This is a genomic window from Thioclava dalianensis (assembly GCF_000715505.1).
GTDB lineage: Bacteria > Pseudomonadota > Alphaproteobacteria > Rhodobacterales > Rhodobacteraceae > Thioclava > Thioclava dalianensis.
In genome coordinates this window covers 75,534-92,458 of sequence record NZ_JHEH01000014.1, presented here as the reverse complement: position 1 = coordinate 92,458, position 16,925 = coordinate 75,534, and the positions used below count along the sequence as shown (strand labels likewise).

Sequence of the window (16,925 nt, the reverse complement as noted above, 5' to 3'; positions counted from 1 at the left end):
ACCTTTGCCGAGGTCGCGGCGTTTTCGTTTGTCAGTCTGGCAAGGCCGGGTTTGACAATTGGGGTGTAAGTGTTTGACGTTCCGTCAGCGGTTTGACGCGCCTTCGATCTGTAAGCGGTTGATTTCTCTGGAATAGCGCCGGATTGAAAATCCGCGTGTCGGCGGTTCAAATCCGTCTCCGGGCACCACTTAAATTCCCGATAAGACGTGATGACCATGGCTGAGCGGCTTCTGTTCGCTCTCGGTGATTTTGCGTGCTGGGCTACAAAACGGTCACGCTATTTCGTTCGTTCAAGCAGACTGATCTTTTAGAATCTGCGCTTACTATTGAAGTGCCAAGCGACGATCTCTCATTTGAGCGGCAAGGATCTGACCTGCTCCGGTGCCTTGGAGCGTTTTCTCGTTGCTTCTGCGCCTCGACCAAGTGTTGAGCGAGGCCGTCTGTACGCGTTCGACCAGATGTCGCGGTCGGTCCAGATCGTACGCTGTAGCGCGCCCAAAAGGGTCGCGCGGGCGCTATCACTCGGTTCTCGCGGGTAGGTCAAGACTGACTTCAAGGCCCGTTACGTGCGCGCTGCGGGCTTGGCCGAAGGTGTTTACAAGCGCTCTGTGGATTGATGAGATCGTGACCAGATTGGCCGACTGAAGTACATCCTAAAAGATATCCAATCGCAGACCGCGTGAAAGCGGTGCGAGTTCAGGCCAAGCGCAGGAACGAGGACGAACCTGCGCTCAAGGCGCCGTTGCTTGTTTTTGAGCGGGTGAACGCGGTGAGGCAATTGCAACGGTGTTAATTGGGACTTGAAGAAAGGAAGCTGAGCTGTAGTCGGGAGTGTCTTGGGATGAGGGAAACGCTAAAAAGGCGGCGGTCTTCTTCGCAGATCAAAAGCACTAAGATTTCAGTTCATCGCAGAGTATCTTGGAGATCCGCCATGCGCCCGTTTTTGCCGCCTGATGCAGGTTTCGGGCCGAGGACTTCGCATGCGCAGTCTCGTACAGGTCATGACGTCGCGCTCAAAGACGGGAACGCCGCGTCGGGTGCAAGCGCTCGTTCGAAGGCGGCGCAGGCTTGCAACACCTGACGGTCTTTCAGATGGCCTGCGACGACCTGTAAGCCCACCGGCAAGCCGGAAGCGAAGCCACAAGGCAGGCTCGCTGCGGGCTGGCCCGTCAGGTTGAACGGCGAGGTGAACGGGCTCCAGCCATCGGCACCCACCGGTGTGCCATCAATCGAACCTGGGCCCGTCTGATCAAAGGCAAAGGCCACGATGGGCACGGTGGGCGTGAGGATGAGATCATAGGATTGCATCCGCCGCGCAATCTCGTTGGTCAGAGCTTTGCGTGTGGTAATTGCGTCGGTGGCCTCTTCAAAGGTGCGCGGCTGGGCCAGCAGGCCGCTCACGGCCTCGGTCACAGGGAGGCCGGTGCGCGCAATCAACGTGCGCAGGCCTGTCAGGTCTGTCTCAAGCGCCACAATCGCGGGAAAAGCCGTTTCCAGATCTGCCTCGGGCGGGGCTTCGATTGTCACATCGAGGTCAAAAGCGGCCGCCAGCCGATCTAGCGCCGCGCGCTGTGTCGCGGCCACCTCCGGATCGACGGGTTGATCGTGCCAGCGCGGCCAATAGGCGATCTTCAACCCTTTCGGCAGATCGGTGCCAAGCGCCGCCATCCAGTCGGTATCGGCAGGCACAGACAGCCGGTCGCGCGGATCAGGGCCTGCGAGAGCGGACATCATCAGCGCGGCATCGGCGACGGTGCGGGTGATTGGCCCGATATGCTCGACCGATTCCCAGCCCGAGACACCGGGATAGCGCTCATCGCGGCAGCCGGGCCAGACCGGTACGCGCCCCATCGACGCCTTGAAACCGAACAGATTGCAAAACGCCGCCGGAATGCGGATCGAGCCGCCCCCGTCACTGCCAATCGCCAACGGGCAGATCCGCGCGGCAACGGCTGCAGCAGAGCCCGCGCTGGAGCCACCGGGCGTGCGGCTTTGATCCCAAGGGTTGCGCGTGGGTGCGAAGATCAGGTTACAGCCATGTGCGCCAAAGCCAAATTCCGACGCGTTGCTTTTGCCCAAGATGATTGCGCCGGCCGCCCGCAAACGGGCCACGCAGACGTCATCGTCTTCAGGGATGAAATCCTCATAGAGGCGCGACCCGAAAGTCGTGCGCAGCCCCTTGGTCATTACCAGCTCCTTGATCGCGACCGGAACGCCAGCCAATGCGCCAGGCTCCTCGCCTGCGGCGATCTTGCGATCCACCTCCTCTGCGGCGCGGCGTGCTCCTTCGGGATCGGGAGTGGCAAAGGCGTGAATTTGGGGATCCACCTCCTCCATGCGCGCCAATGCGGCCTCGGTTACGGCGCGGGCCGTGAAGCGTCGATCGCGCACCCCTTGGGCAATGTCCGTGGCGGTGAGGGTGGTATAGGTGGCGATATCCATAATTAGCTTTCTGTTTTGGCGGGGGCGCTTTGGGCGAAATGGCACGCCGCGCTTTGATCGGGACCCACCGCGCGCAGCTGTGGCATCTGGGCGGTGCATTCGGGGGCGGTCAGCGGGCAGCGCCCCGCAAAGCGGCAGCGATTGGGATCGGGGTTGATCGGGCTTGTGGCCGAGCCTTGCAACCGCTCGGTTTTGAGCCCGCGCCGTGCCGGGTCGGGACTGCCCGCAATCAAGGCGCGGGTATAGGGATGGGCGGGATGGGCGAAAAGCTGTGCGGTGGGCGCGCATTCCACGATCTTGCCCAGATACATCACCGCCACACGGTCGCAGATCAGCCGGATCACCTCCAGATCATGCGAGACGAAGATATAGCTGATGCCGCGTTTGGCCCGCAGCACCCCCAGAAGCTTCAAGATCACCGCCTGTACCGAAACATCCAGCGCCGAGGTCGGTTCGTCCAGGATCAGAAGTTTGGGCTCGACCGCAATGGCGCGTGCGATGCCAACGCGGGCTTTTTGCCCCCCGGACAGTTGATGCGGATAGCGCCGTGCCAAGCTCAGCGGCAGGCCGACATCCTCAAAGGCGGCCTCGGCGCGGGCTGTGACCTGGATCGGGGTGAGACCGGGGATCAGGCTGCGAATATGATCGCTGACGATGCGCATGGCGGTGAAGCCCGGGTTGAGCGATTCATGCGGGTCTTGGAACACGACTTGAATTTGCGCGCGTTCGGGACTGCGGGCAAAGGTGCGCAGATCGGTCTCGGCGATCTCTTGGCCGTCAAAGCGGATCCCGCCGTCACTGGGCGCAATCAGCCGTGCGATCAGCCTCGCAAGGGTTGATTTTCCACATCCCGATTCCCCCACGAGCCCCAGACATTCACCGGGCGCAAGCGTTAGATCGACATCATCGACCGCGTGCAGCTGCGCCCGGCTCCACCCCTGTTTGACGGGATAGAGCTTGCGCAAAGCGGTGGCCTGAAGAAGCGGGGTCATGGGCAATACCTGCAACGAACGAGGTGGGACGGTGAGATGTCATGCGCGGGCAGAGGAGCCTGCGCGCAGTCCGGGCGCGCGATCTCGCAGCGCGCCATATAGCGGCAGGCGGGCAAGGTGCCGCGCAGATCGGGCAGGCTGCCGGGGATCGCGGCCAGATCCTCCAACTCTGCGCTTGCGGCCGGCGTCGCGGCAAACAGGCGTCGCGCATAGGGATGACGCAGCGCGTTTTGGGCCACCTGTGCCGCCGGTGCGACTTCGACGATATGGCCCGCATGCATCACCGCGACCCGGTCGCAATACTCGCCCGCCAGCGCCAGGTCATGGGTGATCAAGATGACGGCCATGTTGCGTTCCGCCGCGATGTCACGGATCAGATCCATCACCACGGCCTGCGTTGTGACATCAAGCCCGGTCGTCGGCTCATCCGCGATCAGCAATGTCGGGTCGCAGGCCAGCGCCATCGCGATCATCACCCGCTGACACATCCCGCCCGACAGCTCGAACGGATAGGCGTTGTAGCGCCGCTCCGGGTCGGGAATGCGGACCTGGCGCAGGGCCGCAATCGCTGCGGATTTGGCGGCCTTGCGCGGCAGCGGTGCATGACGGACCAGCACATCCTCAATCTGTTTGCCCACTTTGCGGATCGGATTGAGCGCGGTACGCGGGCTTTGAAAGATCATCGACAGCTCGCGTCCGCGCATCTCGGCCACGCTTTTCGCGTTCAGCGCCATGCCGCCAAAGCTTATCTTGTCGGCGCGCAGTTTCGCGGCCTCATCCAGCAGGCCCATGATCGCGAAAGACAGCACCGACTTGCCAGAGCCGCTTTCGCCCACGATGCCAAGAATCTCGCCCTTGTTCAGCGTCAGATCAATATCTTCAAGCGCCTTGACCGTCCCGCTGCGGGTGTCGAAATCCAAGGACAGCTTGTCGATTGTCAGTAACGGCGGGGCGGTCATGTGCGGCTCCTTGGGTCAAGCAGATCACGCAGCCCGTCACCCAGCAAGTTGAAGCACAGCACGGCAAGGACAAGCGCAAGGCCAGGGAAGGTGAAGGTCCACCACTCGCCCGAAAAGATGTATCCCGCGCCCTCGGAGACCATGATCCCCCATTCAGGCGTAGGCGGGCGCACTCCCAGCCCGATGAACGACAAGCCCGCCGCGTTCAGGATCGCCCAGCCAAGATTGAGCGAGGCTTGCACCACCATCGCGGGCAAAATGTTGGGGACGATATGCACGGCCAAGATCCGCCACGGGGAGTTGCCAGCCATTCGGGCGGCCTCGACATAGGTCAGGTCGCGGCGCATGTTCACCTCGGCGCGCGCGGTACGGATGTAGAAGGGCAGGTTGATGATGGCGGTTGCCAGCACGATATTGCCAACGCTGTTGCCAAGGGCTGCCACAATCCCCATCGCCAGCACAAAGAGCGGAAACGCCATCAGTGTATCGACAAAACGCCCGATCACCGTATCGGCCCAGCCGCCGAAATAGCCCGCAATCGGCCCAAGGATCAGCCCGACTGCAAAGGACAAAACGACGGCGCCAAAGGCCATTGCCAGATCAAGGCGCGTGGCGATCACCACCCGGCTGAAGACATCGCGCCCCAAGGCATCGGTCCCAAAGAAATGCGCCGCCGAAGGGGGCTCTAGCGATGCGGTGGCATCCGTCGTGGTCGCGCCATAAGGGGCAATCGCAGGCCCGATGAGCGCCAGCAGCACCAGCAGCAAAAGCAGCAGAACGGCAGCAAAGGTGATTTTATTGCCGCGCAGCAGATGGGCAAACTCGGCCCACCGATCCGGCGTGGCAGGGGCGAGAGCTGTCTGTGGGGATTGGGTTTGATCAGTCATCGTAGCGCACCCGCGGATCTGCCATGGACGCAAACAGATCGACCACGAGGTTGAGGACAATGAACAACAGTGCCATCATCAGCACGAAGCCCTGCACGGCCGCATAATCCGACGCGATCACGGCGTTGACCGCGTAGGCCCCGATGCCGGGCCACGCAAAAACCTTCTCGATCAGCACATTGGCACCCAGCAGGAAGGAAAATACCATTCCCAGCACATTCAGGATCGGCAACGCCGCGTTGCGCAGCGCGATCACGAACAAGATGCGCCCTCGGCTGAGCCCCATTGCGCGGGCGGTCCGGCAATAGTCGCTGCCCAAGGCCTCTAGCATCGCGGCGCGGGTGACGCGCGCAATGGGCGCCAAGGCGAAAAGGCCAAGCGATATGGCGGGCAAGATGAGCTGCGCGAAGGCTGCGCGAAAGGCCTCCGGGTCGCCTGCAAGAAGCGTGTCGATCAGCAGCAATCCCGTCACGCGCGGCGGCATCGTGTAGTAAATCTCGCTCAGACGGCCAAGCGGCTCAGGCGCGACGTCAAGCTGGAAATAGAAGATATAAACGAAGGTCAGCGCGGTGAAAAAGGTTGGGAAGGCCGCCCCGAGCGTGACCAGCAACCGGCACAGGTGATCCACCCAGGAGCCGGGGCGCGTTGCCGCCCAAATGCCAAGGGGAATGGCCACGATCAGGGCAAACATCAGCGCCGTGAGTGTCAGCTCGATCGAGGCGGGCAGGCGCTCGATCAGATCGCTGAGCACGGCTTGCCCGCTTGAGGTCGATTGTCCCAGATTGCCATGCGCAAGCTGGCCCAAATAGCCGAAGAACTGCACGATAAGGGGCTGATCCAGCCCAAGCTGGCTGCGGATCTGCGCGATACTGTCGGGCGTGGCCGACGCCCCGGCATAATAGGCCGCCGGGTCTCCGGGCAAGGCGCGCGCCAGCACGAAGGTGACAAGGATAACCCCGAATACGCTGGGGATAGCAGAACCGATCCGGCGCAAAAGCGTGAGTAGCAATGGCATGGCGGGCCTCTCGGGAACAGGGAGGAGGGGAGAGAAGTACGGGTAGGGGCGGGAAGCCGGTCGAAACCCGGCCCCCCGCCTTGGCGGCTAGTGCTTGGTGATAAAGCGATAATCCAAATTGGTGTGGAACCAATAGACATAGCCGTCCACATTTGGCTGCATCGCAATGTCGGAATAGAGATGGGCTACCGGGATCCGCGGCACGTCCTCCATCACGATCGCATTCATCGCCGAGATCGTCTTGTCATATTCTGGGCCCCCATCCAGAAAGCGGGCTTTTTCGGTCAAGGCGTCCAGCTTGGGATTGTTGTAATTGGGCGTATTGAACACTGCGTTGTTCTTGCCGTCATAGGTCCAGAAGTAGAAATATTCCGGATAATCGAGCCAGCCATAGAAGTAGTTGATATCCATCGGCATGGATTTCGACCCCATCTTGGCGAACCAGTCCGAGCCGGGCACTTTATGGATCGTGACATCGATATTCAGCTTCGCAAGCTGCTCTTTGATCAGCAAAGCCATCGGCTCCTGCACGGTGGTCTGGCTCATGTCGATGTATAGATCGGTCTTGAAGCCATCGCTCAGGCCCGCCTCGGCCAGCAGCGCCTTGGCCTTGTCCAGATCGGTATCATAGGGCGAGGCAACCGGCCATTTGGGGGCGTAGCCTTTGGCGGCATCCGCGCCATACATCGGCTCGGCCCGGTTATACAGCGCCTGCGACATGATCGCGTCATAGGGCAGGGCATAGGCCAGCGCCTGACGCACTTTCTTGTTGTCGAACGGCTTCATCGTCACGTTGAGATCCACGTAGAACATCTCATTTTGCATCAACGTGCCGATCACCTTGACCTTACCGGCCTCGGCCATCTCGGCATAGTCCTTGGGCGGCAGACCGACCGAGACATCGACATCGCCTTTTTCCAGCAAGGCGCGGCGCGTCCCGGCAGAGCCGACTTCACGATAGACGACCCGCTTCATCTGCGGCATGTCGCCCGATTTCCAATCGTCAAACCGGGTGAAGACGATCTGGTTGCCGGGCTTCCAGCTGGTGACTTCAAACGGGCCGCCGCCTGCGTCATTCTTGCGCGTCCAATCCAGCGCCCAGGGGTCATCCTTGGTTGCATGTTCAAGCGCGAGCTTTTTGTTCACGATATTGGGCACCGGCACGACCAGATCGGGCAAGGTCAGCTTGTTGGCTTTGGGCAAGGTGATCTTGAAGGTATATTTATCCACCGCGGTGAACATGTTGGGGTCGGTCAGCGAGCCCGCCGCCATCTGGACCGTCGGGAAGCCGCCCGCAGCCACAGCCCGGTCGAAAGACCATTTCACATCCTCAGCCGTCACCGGGCTGCCATCATGGAAGGTGGCGTCTTTGCGCAGATGGAAGGTCATTTCCGTGCCGTCTGCGTTGATGTTCCAACTGGTGGCCAACTCTGGTTTGATCTTGGTCGCGTCATATACAGTCTTGCCGTCGGGCAATGTCTTGAGCCCATGTGTCACCAGCCGGTCGTAAATTTGCCAGGCGACCATCTGGCTCAACTCATTGGCGGCAGGCGCCATCGGATCGAGCGAATTGGGGCCATGTTCGCCCACTTCGACGAGCACGTCTTTCGGGGTTTTGGCCAGCGTGGGGGCTGCGGTGCTCAGCATAAGGGCGCACAGGGCGCCCACCGCGATGCGGCGGGGGGTCAAAAGGGAGGAGATAGTCATGCGTGGAGGTCTCCGTGTTGGAAGGATGTCGGTTTATGTCTTGTTATTGGAACCGTGCAGGTCCGAGGTGAGGGCAAAGACCTTGCCCCAACCGGTGATGTCAGCGGGGTCACGCCCGGCCAGCGCAAGGCAATGCGCGGCCGTCACGGATACCGAATCCAGAAGTGGGATGCCGGTCCGCGTCTCGAATGTTTGGGCAATCGGCGCACCACGGAAGTTCGTGCACAAAACGGCGATGGCTTCGGGCTGTGCTAGGGCTACAGTGTCACACAAGCCCTCAATCTGCGCGGGGCCATAGGTTGCGAACGAGAAATTCCCCTTATCTTCAAGGCGTTCATCCGCTACGACTTGAATGCCGCCTTGATCGAAATTGGCGATAATGCGGTCTTGTATCTCGCTTAGATAGGGCGTCACCAAGCCCAGGCGGGTCACACCCATGCCGCGCAGCAAGGCGTCATAGGCCAGGATCGTTGAACTGGCACGCACCCCTGTTTTGGCCTCGATCTGGGCACAAAGGTTGCGATCCTGCTCAAGTCCCAGCCAACTCGCCGAGGTGCCATTCCACGCGATCACATCAACCTGCGCCTCGGCCAGACGCTCGGCCGCCTCTAGGATCGGGGCGGTGTGGAATTGGTCTTGGCTGGCGCGCGACAGCGAAATCTCGACCACGCGAAAGCGTCCGAAATGCGCGGTGACCTGATCGCCTAACGCACTCAGCATGGCGGAGGTATAGGGCTCCAGCACGGTGTTGGAAGAGGGCGTCAACATGCCCAGCCGGACCGGTTTCGTGCGCGACAAGCTCATAGCCGGATCTCCGGTTTGCCGCGCGCGATATGGGTGCCACCCGCGCGCGTACCGGTCAGGGCGCCGTCAATCATCACCGAGACCCCGCGCAATAAGGTCCGCACGGGCCATCCGGTGACTTCAAAGCCCTCCCACGGGGTGTAATCGGACCCGTGGTGCAGATCAGCCTGTCGGATGGTGCGGCGCAAGGTCGGATCCCAAAGCGCGATATCGGCATCTGCGCCCACGGCGATAGAGCCCTTGCGCGGCGCCAGCCCATAAAGACGGGCATGGTTCGTGGCACTGAGCGCCGCAAAGCGCTGCAACGAGATACGCCCCTTCACCACACCTTCAGAAAATAAGATTGGCAAGCGGGTCTCAACGCCGGGTATTCCGTTGGGGATGTTGCGAAACGAGGCGCGCGCGCCGGGGGCATCCTTGCCTGCGCTGTCGGCAAAACGAAACGGGCAATGATCCGAGGAGAACAGATCGAACACGCCCTGTTCCAGCCCCGCCCAGATGCGGGCCTGTTCGGTTGTGTCGCGGGGCGGTGGCGAGCAGACATATTTCGCTCCCTCAAATCCCGCCTGATCCAGATCCGCAGCGCTCAGCGTGATATATTGCGGGCAGGTCTCGGCAAAAACGAGGCTGCCGCGCGCGCGGGCATGTCGAATTTCTTCCATCGACTCGCCATTGGACACATGGACGATTGTCAGCGGTACGCCCGCGATTTCGGCCAACGCAATGGCGCGATGGGTGGCTTCACGCTCGACCGCCAAGGGGCGGGTGCGCGCGTGGTATAGCGGCGCGGTGTTCCCCTGCGCCTCGGCGCGGTCGCGCAGATATTCGATCGCATCTTCATTCTCGGCATGCACCATCACCAGCGCGTCATGACGTTTGGCCACCTCAAATACATCAAGGATCTGCCGATCGCTCAGCGCGAGACCCTTATAGGTCATGAAGACTTTCAGGCTGCTGTGACCGGCCTCGATCAGCGCGGGCAGATCCTGCCCAAGTGTCTGGGGATCCACATCCTTGACGATCAGATGAAAGGAGACATCGGTGTGACACTGATCCTTGGCCTGTGCGTGGTAGTCTTGCACCGCTTCGCGCAGCGACATGCCCGGCTTGGGCAGGCAGAAGGGCAGTACCGTCGTGTTGCCGCCACAGGCTGCCGAGGCGGTGGCCGACGCGAAATCATCCGCCATCTCGATCCCCTCGCCAGAGGGTTGTGCGATATGCACATGGCTGTCGACGCCGCCGGGCAGGGCGATCAACCCATGGGCGTCGATTTCCTCACGGCCAGCGGGCAGCTGCATCCCAAGGGCTGCAATCTGGCCGTCGCGAATGCCAACATCTGCAACGCCTGTATCGGCAGCCGTCACCACGCGCGCGCCTCGGATCACGGTGTCAAATGTTATCATATGGCCCCCTGTGCGATGATCGCGCGCAGTGGCGCACTCAGACCGACTGAGGGTTTCGCGCAGGGCCGGTTGCGCCGTTCGGTATAGTTGAGACCGCTCTTCAGCGTGGCCAAAGCCATGACCTGAGCGGTGGCCGCCGAGATCGGATCGACCACCAGTGCGGGCACCTCGGCGGCAATTTCCGCAGCCAGACCAGCCAAAGGGGCCCCGCCCAGTATGATTACATCCGCCCCGTCTTCCTCGCAGCTGGCGCGGGCCAAGGCGATGAGCTGGGCACGGGTCTCCTCGCGGGCGGTCGCCACATTGCCCGAGGACAGCTGGGCTGCGCGCACGCCACAGCTGCGCGATTGCAAGCCGCTGGTGGCAATGGAATCTTCATACCACCGCGTCATTTCCGGGCTGAAGGTGATCACAGAGAACCGATCCCCCAGAAGCGCCGCTGTCATCATGGCCGCTTCAGACATGCCGACCACAGGAAAATCGAACAGCTCCCGCGCGGCCACAAGCCCCGGATCCCCGAAAGCGGCGATGATCGCGCCATCCGCTCCCGCGCTGTGCTCGGCGATCATCTCCAGCGCCAAGGCGCCTGCGATCTGCGCTTCGGCCCGGCTTGCGATGTAGGGAAAACCGCGCGGTGCCGTCAGCGGGACGATCTGCGCTCGCCCGTCCGCCAAATCTGTGGCGAGGCCGGTCATCCGCTCGGTCATCGCCACCGTCATATTGGGGTTCACAAGAAGCAGGCGCATACAGGTTTCTTCCGTTCAACTTGGGCATCTTTCAAATGGAATGCCATTTTGATCTGTGCCGAAGCAACTGAAGCTGGGACGGATTACCTCAAAAACATGTATTTTTTAGTGGGTGCGTGAAATTTGAGCGCTACAGAGAGGCGCCTGCGCACAGGAATGGCGCGAATAGGACAAAATGGAATGCCATTTTGTAACTGATCAGTTTGCCCACGCTGGCATTTGGTCACGATGCGCTGTTTCGCAAAACCTGTGCGCTGGATTTTCCGGTATTGAGCAGATGGGTGCGCCAGATCGCGCCGGCCGCCTCACCATCGCGGTTGCGCAAGGCTTCCATCAACCCCTCATGCTCGGCCACGGATTGCGCCCAGCGTTGCGGATCCATGATCGCGGTAAACCGCCCCTGCCGGGTGCGTGCGATCAGCCGTTGATGGGCCTCATGGATGATCGGATTGTGGCTGCCTGCGATCACCGCATCATGAATGGCCGAGTTGCATTCGAAATAATCTTCCGTATTGCCGATCTTGTAATAGGCCAGCATGGTGTCATGCAGTTCTTCCAGATCGTCAAGCTCCTCGGGGGTGATGCGCGCGGCGAAGCGTTGCGCGGCTAGGCTTTCAAGCGCGGCAATCACCTCGAACAGGGCAATCAGCTGATCGGGCGAATATTGCATCACCCGCGCCCCACTGTTGCGCGAGATGTCGACCAACCCGTCCAGTTGCAGCAGTTTGAGCGCTTCGCGGACCGGGGTGCGCGACACATCCAACTCCGCCGAAAGCTTGCGCTCGACAATACGTGCACCGGGGGCCAAAGAGCCCTTGATGATGCGCGCGCGCAATACTGCGGCCACAGATTCAGCAGCAGCCCGCGGTGAGGGGGCTGGCATCACATCGCGCTCGTCATCGGAAGGCATCATCACAGGGTTCCTTAATCGGACAGTCTTTGGGCAATCTATACCGATCTGTCCCGAGGTCTCTAGCGTCGTTTATGCACGGAGATGTCGGGGGGCGTGCGCAGTGACCTTGGGGCGTCCTGCGGGGGGAGGCGCCTCAAATGCCAGCGCAGATATTGGCCAGTCCATCCGCACGCGGCGCGCCGGGGCAGCACTCGTGCTCAAAGCGCGAGCTGACAGCCAAGGCGGGGCTGATGTCGCGCAAGGCCACTAAACATGATCATGGCCGAAAGGTGCAAATCATCCTTGGACCGATGGCCCCCTCTAGGCAAATCTGGCTTGGCCAAATTGCCTGCCGAGCATCGGGTTGAGGATAGCGTCCGTTAAGAGGTGAAATTTCTCGGCTGGCCTGAAGGCACGATTAGGGTCGAACTCAGGAAGGGCTAAATTCGCTTCATACTTCTAGCGTATGTCGGTCGCTAATCAGCGAGCCTACTAATGTTGTGGCATTTGACTGAGACTAGCCAAGGCAACCTGAAACCCGCCCTCAGGCAGTACCTCTCTATGCCCATCAACTCCCCGCTCTACCGTCTCCAGCGCCGTCGCGAGCATTGCCCGTGCCTCCTCCTGTGGGTCGCGTGTGTCGGTTAGCACCTTGGTGAACTGCAGGTAGTGTGAGGCGGCGCCGCCGACGCCGTCATGTTTGAGCGGATCGCTGTGGCTGAGGGTCTGGGCGATGGGGCGATAGTCCAGGGCGGGGTCTAGTTTTAGCTTTCCAAGTTGCGGGGCAGGGAAGGTCAGAAGGGGAAGGATACGGCTTAGATCATTTTGCGTCGGGACATGCAGGCGCTTGCCGGTGATCGACGGATCATTTGTTGCAGGGGCATGTGTGTTGTCGAGGCTCGCGACGCTCCACCGCTCTGCGCGAGATGCGCCAATCTTGCCATAGGCCTTGCGGCCCTCAGCCCAGTCGAGAACAGGCGCGTTTGTAGGTCGACGTCGCATGTGCGAAATCGTCTTCGGCAATTTCCGTGACCGGGTGACCGAGTTGGTCGCTATAAACACGCTCAATGACCATCCGGGCGGCACCAGCAGTTGAGCGTGGACCGCGCTTTTGCCAGATCTTTTTAGAGGGTGCGAACCGCGTCTCGTATTCCAGAACGTGGGCACCCAATGTCGCTATATTGCTTGCTTCTGTCTCTGTGATCCGGCGCGTGCGCTTTTCGGCATTGATGCCTTTGCCAGACGTCAGGTCCAAAGGGGCAGATCAAGACCCGCTGGAGTTTTGCTCAGATGATCGGCTACGCCCGGTGCATCTTGGTAAAAGAGGGGCCGCTCATATGTTCCGAGCGGCCCCTGTTCTGTTTGGTCTCAGTGATTGTGGCGCGGCAGTCGCTTTGCGAGCTGGCGGAATTGCTCGGCATCGCGGATCGTCGCGCCATCTGCCATCTGGGTGACCGTCTCGCGATAGAGCTTTTGCCAAGGCGTGGCGGCCTCGGGGATTGGCGGCAGGCCATTGGCTTCGCGCGCAGCCAGTTCGTCATCGGAGACGAGCATATCGCAGCGCCCGGTGTTGAGATCGATGCGGATCGTGTCGCCTGTGCGCAGCCATGCGAGCCCGCCGCCTGCCGCGCTCTCAGGTGAAGCGTTGAGGATCGAGGGGCTGTCCGCCGTGCCCGATTGCCGTCCGTCGCCAATCGTCGGCAGGCTGGTGATACCGCGTTTGAGCAGGCGATCCGGCGGTTGCATATTCACCACTTCGGCCGAGCCTGGCCAGCCCAGCGGACCGGCCCCCCGGATGACCAATATTGACGTTTCGTCGATCTCGAGGGAGGGATCGTTGATACGCGCGTGATAATCTTCCGAGCCGTCAAAGACAAAGGCCGTGCCCTCGAAAATCCCCTCGCGTCCGGGCTCGCTCAGATAGCGTGCACGGAACTCAGGCGAGATCACCGAGGTCTTCAGGATCGCGAAATCGAAAAGATTTCCCGACAAGACATAGAAGCCCGCGCGCTCCATCATCGGTGCGTCAAAGCGGTAGATCACCTCGCGGTCAGAGCTTTCGCGCCCCTCAAGGTTCTCCGCCATGCTGCGCCCGGTCACCGTGGGGCATGTCCCGTCAAGCTGTCCTGCCTGCAGCAATTCCCACAAGATCGCAGGCACGCCGCCCGCGCGATGGAAGCGCTCGCCCAGATACTTCCCGGCGGGCTGCACATTGGCCAAAAGCGGAATGTCATAGCCATGGGTCTGCCAATCGCTGGGGTCGAGCGCCACGCCCGCATGTTTGGCCATCGCCATGATATGCGGCTGCGCATTGGTCGAGCCGCCGATGGCTGCGTTCAGCTTGATCGCGTTCAGGAACGCCGCGCGGGTGAGGATGTCTGAGGGCCGGATATCCTCATGCACTAGCTCGACCGCACGCACCCCGGTGCGATAGGCCATCTGACCACGGGCCCGATAGGCCGCCGGGATCGCCGCGCAGCCAGTTAGCGACATGCCCAAGGCTTCCGCGATGGCGTTCATCGTCGAGGCCGTGCCCATCGTGTTGCAGTGACCGATGGAGGGGGCACTGTCGAGCGCGGTATCAAGAAATTCGTCGCGGGTGATCTCGCCTGCCGCATATTTGCGGCGCGAGCGCCAGATCACCGTGCCCGAGCCGACAAGCTCGCCTTCGTGCCAGCCATCCAGCATCGGGCCGCCAGACAGCACGATGGCGGGCAGATCGACGGTTGCGGCTGCCATCAGGGCCGAAGGGGTGGTCTTGTCGCAGCCGGTGGTGAGGACGACGCCGTCGAACGGATAGCCGTATAGCAGCTCCACAAGGCTCAGATAGGCGAGGTTGCGATCCAGCGCCGCCGTCGGGCGCTTGCAGTTCTCAAAAAGCGTATGGGTGGGAAATTCGATCGGGATACCGCCCGCATCGCGGATACCGTCGCGCACGCGCTTGGCCAGATCCAGATGGTGGCGGTTGCATGGGTTCAGATCGCTGCCCGATTGGGCGATGCCGATGATCGGCTTGCCCGAGCGGAGTTCTTCAGGCGTGGTGCCGTAATTCATGAAGCGCTCCAGATAGAGAGCGGTCAGATCGGCATGGTCTGGATTGTCGAACCAGTCCTGCGAGCGCAAACGGCGTTTGGGTGTGGTCATGTCTGGTCCTCGCGCGTCGTTGCGCCGTTGAGCGTTTCGAGAAATAGAAGAAGGCCGGAGTGATCGACGTCGCCATTGCCTGCGGCGACGAAGGTTTCATAGGCCGTGCGCACGGTCTCAGTCAGCGGGAGTTCAAGCTGGTTTGCCTCGGCAAGCGCGGCGACCCCGTTGAGATCCTTCAGATGCAGGCGTGACGGGCCGCCGGGGGTGAAATCCCGCTCGATCATGCGTGCGCCATGCAGCTCGAGGATGCGGCTTTCGGCAAAGCCGCCCCGGATCGCGTCGCGAAATTTTGCCGGATCCGCGCCTCCGGCCTTCACCAAGATCATCGCCTCGGCCACTGCGCCGATGGTGATCGCGACGATCTGCTGATTGGCCAGTTTGCAGACCTGCCCGGCGCCTGCAGGCCCGACATGGGTCAGACGTCCGAGTGGCTCAAACACGGGCGCGATCCGCGTGATGGTCTCTGCCGGTCCGCCTGCCATAAGCGCGAGCGTTCCAGCTTCGGCCCCGGCGGTGCCGCCCGAGACCGGGCAGTCGATCTGCGTGATCCCGAGCGCATTGAGCCGGGCGGCATGATCGCGTGCCATATCGGGCGAGATCGATGAAGTGTCGATCAGAACGCTGCCCTCGCGCAAAGCCTGCGCGGCGCCGCGCGCGAAGAGCACATCGGCCACCGCTGCCCCGTCCGAGAGCATCGTGAAAGTGATATCTGCATCGGTGACAGCTTCGGCGGGGGTCAGGGCTTGGCGCGCCCCGGCCTCAACCAGCGCGCGCGCCTTTTCGGCGGCACGGTTCCAGACGGTGACGGAATAGCCCGCACCCAGAAGGCGCCGAACCATCGGCGCTCCCATCAGCCCTGTGCCGAGAAATGCGATGGGGGGGAGAGACTGCGTCAAGATACACCTTCCAGTTCATCTTCGATATGCGCTTGGATGATCGCATCGAAACTGTCTTCCGTGGTAAAGCCAAGGCTGCGCGCGCGATTGGCCTCAAAACCCGGGGCCCAGCCCTCGCACATTTTGGTAATCATCGCATCGGGCTCGCGCCGGATCAAAGCGACGGCCTTTTCGCCTGCGACGCGGCGCAGCGCCTCGATCTGCTCGCCAACCGTGGCGCTGAGACCGGGCATCGAGAGGTTCCGGCGCGGCCCGACCAGATCCAGATCGATATCCGCGGCGTGCAGCATGAAACCCACCGCAGAGCGCGGCGAGGTGTGCCAGTGCCGGATCGTCTCGGGCACCGGAAGCACGGCTTCCTGACCCACCAAGGGCTCGCGCAGGATGTTCGAGAAAAAGCCCGAGGCGGCCGCGTTAGGTTTGCCCGGGCGGATGCAGATCGTGGGCAGGCGGATGCCGATGCCATCGAAAAAGCCGTGACGTGAATAATCCGACAGCAGCAATTCGCAGATCGCCTTTTGGGTGCCGTAGCTGGTGAGCGGCGTTGTGTGGAAGTCGTCGGGGATCGGGTAGGGCAGGGGTGCGCCTACCACCGCGATGGAAGAGGCGAAGACCACGCGGGGGCGGTAGCCATCGGCCAGATTGGCGTGGCGGATCGCCTCGAACAGCGCCCGGGTGCCGTCGAGATTGATCCGGTAGCCCTTCTCGAAATCCTTTTCGGCCTCGCCAGAGACGATGGCGGCGAAATGAAAGATCACGTCTGGGCGCTTGGCGACCAGCTTGTCCGCCGTGCCCGCGTCGGACAGATCGGCCTGAAGGCACTGAACGCTGCCAGAAAAGCCCTCTGGCGCATCCGGGGTGATCACGTCGACAAGCGACAGGCGGTCGACCGCAGCCCCCTGCAGGCGGGCCCCGCCCGTGAGTCGATCGGTGAGTTTCCGGCCCACCATTCCAGCCGCGCCAATAATGAGTGCGTGCATCGCGTGTCTCCTCCCTGAGAAATTCGCAGCCATCCTCCAAAGGATGTTGTATTG

The 16,925-nt window shown here is 61.7% G+C and carries 15 protein-coding genes; all 15 read right to left on the bottom strand.

What is annotated here, in order from left to right:
• Positions 1–218: hypothetical protein (locus DL1_RS21970; protein WP_211250633.1), on the bottom strand; the 218-nt coding region annotated here is incomplete at its 3' end.
• Positions 219–1,000: 782 nt separating this feature from the next.
• Entirely contained in the window at positions 1,001–2,443 is a 1,443-nt protein-coding gene (locus DL1_RS12345) for an amidase (protein ID WP_038066623.1), read from the bottom strand.
• 2 nt (positions 2,444–2,445) lie between these two features.
• The gene (locus DL1_RS12340; RefSeq protein ID WP_038066620.1) at positions 2,446–3,435 is read right to left on the bottom strand and encodes an oligopeptide/dipeptide ABC transporter ATP-binding protein; all 990 of its coding nucleotides are present in this window, start codon (positions 3,433–3,435) and stop codon (positions 2,446–2,448) included.
• Complete coding sequence (locus tag DL1_RS12335; RefSeq protein WP_038066618.1) at positions 3,432–4,394, bottom strand: ABC transporter ATP-binding protein; 963 nt, start codon at positions 4,392–4,394, stop codon at positions 3,432–3,434. Before DL1_RS12335 ends, DL1_RS12340 begins: the two co-directional genes overlap by 4 nt.
• Positions 4,391–5,281 (bottom strand): ABC transporter permease, encoded by an 891-nt coding sequence (locus tag DL1_RS12330; protein ID WP_074854832.1) that lies wholly within the window; start codon positions 5,279–5,281, stop codon positions 4,391–4,393. The genes DL1_RS12335 and DL1_RS12330 overlap by 4 nt, the downstream gene beginning before the upstream one ends.
• A complete protein-coding gene (locus DL1_RS12325; protein ID WP_038066615.1) occupies positions 5,274–6,296 on the bottom strand; it encodes an ABC transporter permease in 1,023 nt (340 codons plus the stop codon). The genes DL1_RS12330 and DL1_RS12325 overlap by 8 nt, the downstream gene beginning before the upstream one ends.
• A gap of 87 nt (positions 6,297–6,383) precedes the next feature.
• The gene (locus DL1_RS12320; RefSeq protein ID WP_038066612.1) at positions 6,384–8,003 is read right to left on the bottom strand and encodes an ABC transporter substrate-binding protein; all 1,620 of its coding nucleotides are present in this window, start codon (positions 8,001–8,003) and stop codon (positions 6,384–6,386) included.
• Positions 8,004–8,036: 33 nt separating this feature from the next.
• Positions 8,037–8,807, bottom strand: a complete 771-nt coding sequence (locus DL1_RS12315; RefSeq protein ID WP_038066609.1) for a maleate cis-trans isomerase family protein — start codon at positions 8,805–8,807, stop codon at positions 8,037–8,039.
• A complete protein-coding gene (gene hydA / locus DL1_RS12310; protein ID WP_038066654.1) occupies positions 8,804–10,207 on the bottom strand; it encodes a dihydropyrimidinase in 1,404 nt (467 codons plus the stop codon). The genes DL1_RS12315 and hydA overlap by 4 nt, the downstream gene beginning before the upstream one ends.
• Positions 10,207–10,956: an aspartate/glutamate racemase family protein gene (locus DL1_RS12305; protein ID WP_038066606.1), complete on the bottom strand. Its 750-nt coding sequence runs from the start codon at positions 10,954–10,956 to the stop codon at positions 10,207–10,209. The genes hydA and DL1_RS12305 overlap by 1 nt, the downstream gene beginning before the upstream one ends.
• A gap of 223 nt (positions 10,957–11,179) precedes the next feature.
• Complete coding sequence (locus DL1_RS12300) at positions 11,180–11,869, bottom strand: GntR family transcriptional regulator (RefSeq protein WP_245739571.1); 690 nt, start codon at positions 11,867–11,869, stop codon at positions 11,180–11,182.
• A 471-nt stretch (positions 11,870–12,340) separates the two neighbouring features.
• Positions 12,341–12,916, bottom strand: coding sequence for a hypothetical protein (locus DL1_RS12295; RefSeq protein WP_162178752.1), 576 nt, complete (start codon positions 12,914–12,916; stop codon positions 12,341–12,343).
• A gap of 300 nt (positions 12,917–13,216) precedes the next feature.
• Entirely contained in the window at positions 13,217–14,992 is a 1,776-nt protein-coding gene (locus DL1_RS12290; RefSeq protein WP_038066601.1) for an IlvD/Edd family dehydratase, read from the bottom strand.
• Entirely contained in the window at positions 14,989–15,891 is a 903-nt protein-coding gene (locus DL1_RS12285) for an NAD(P)-dependent oxidoreductase (protein ID WP_281244617.1), read from the bottom strand. Before DL1_RS12285 ends, DL1_RS12290 begins: the two co-directional genes overlap by 4 nt.
• On the bottom strand, positions 15,888–16,871 hold the full coding sequence (denD, locus tag DL1_RS12280) for a D-erythronate dehydrogenase (RefSeq protein ID WP_038066596.1): 984 nt from the start codon (positions 16,869–16,871) through the stop codon (positions 15,888–15,890). Before denD ends, DL1_RS12285 begins: the two co-directional genes overlap by 4 nt.
• Positions 16,872–16,925: the final 54 nt, after the last annotated feature.

Bases quoted from the DNA above. Each gene is read 5' to 3' on its own strand.
- denD (WP_038066596.1), bottom strand. From the start codon at position 16,871: ATGCACGCACTCATTATTGGCGCGGCTGGAATGGTGGGCCGGAAACTC.
- DL1_RS12305 (WP_038066606.1), bottom strand. From the start codon at position 10,956: ATGCGCCTGCTTCTTGTGAACCCCAATATGACGGTGGCGATGACCGAG.
- DL1_RS12300 (WP_245739571.1), bottom strand. From the start codon at position 11,869: ATGATGCCTTCCGATGACGAGCGCGATGTGATGCCAGCCCCCTCACCG.
- DL1_RS12290 (WP_038066601.1), bottom strand. From the start codon at position 14,992: ATGACCACACCCAAACGCCGTTTGCGCTCGCAGGACTGGTTCGACAAT.
- DL1_RS12335 (WP_038066618.1), bottom strand. From the start codon at position 4,394: ATGACCGCCCCGCCGTTACTGACAATCGACAAGCTGTCCTTGGATTTC.
- DL1_RS12320 (WP_038066612.1), bottom strand. From the start codon at position 8,003: ATGACTATCTCCTCCCTTTTGACCCCCCGCCGCATCGCGGTGGGCGCC.
- DL1_RS12340 (WP_038066620.1), bottom strand. From the start codon at position 3,435: ATGACCCCGCTTCTTCAGGCCACCGCTTTGCGCAAGCTCTATCCCGTC.
- DL1_RS12330 (WP_074854832.1), bottom strand. From the start codon at position 5,281: ATGACTGATCAAACCCAATCCCCACAGACAGCTCTCGCCCCTGCCACG.
- DL1_RS12325 (WP_038066615.1), bottom strand. From the start codon at position 6,296: ATGCCATTGCTACTCACGCTTTTGCGCCGGATCGGTTCTGCTATCCCC.
- DL1_RS12315 (WP_038066609.1), bottom strand. From the start codon at position 8,807: ATGAGCTTGTCGCGCACGAAACCGGTCCGGCTGGGCATGTTGACGCCC.
- DL1_RS12345 (WP_038066623.1), bottom strand. From the start codon at position 2,443: ATGGATATCGCCACCTATACCACCCTCACCGCCACGGACATTGCCCAA.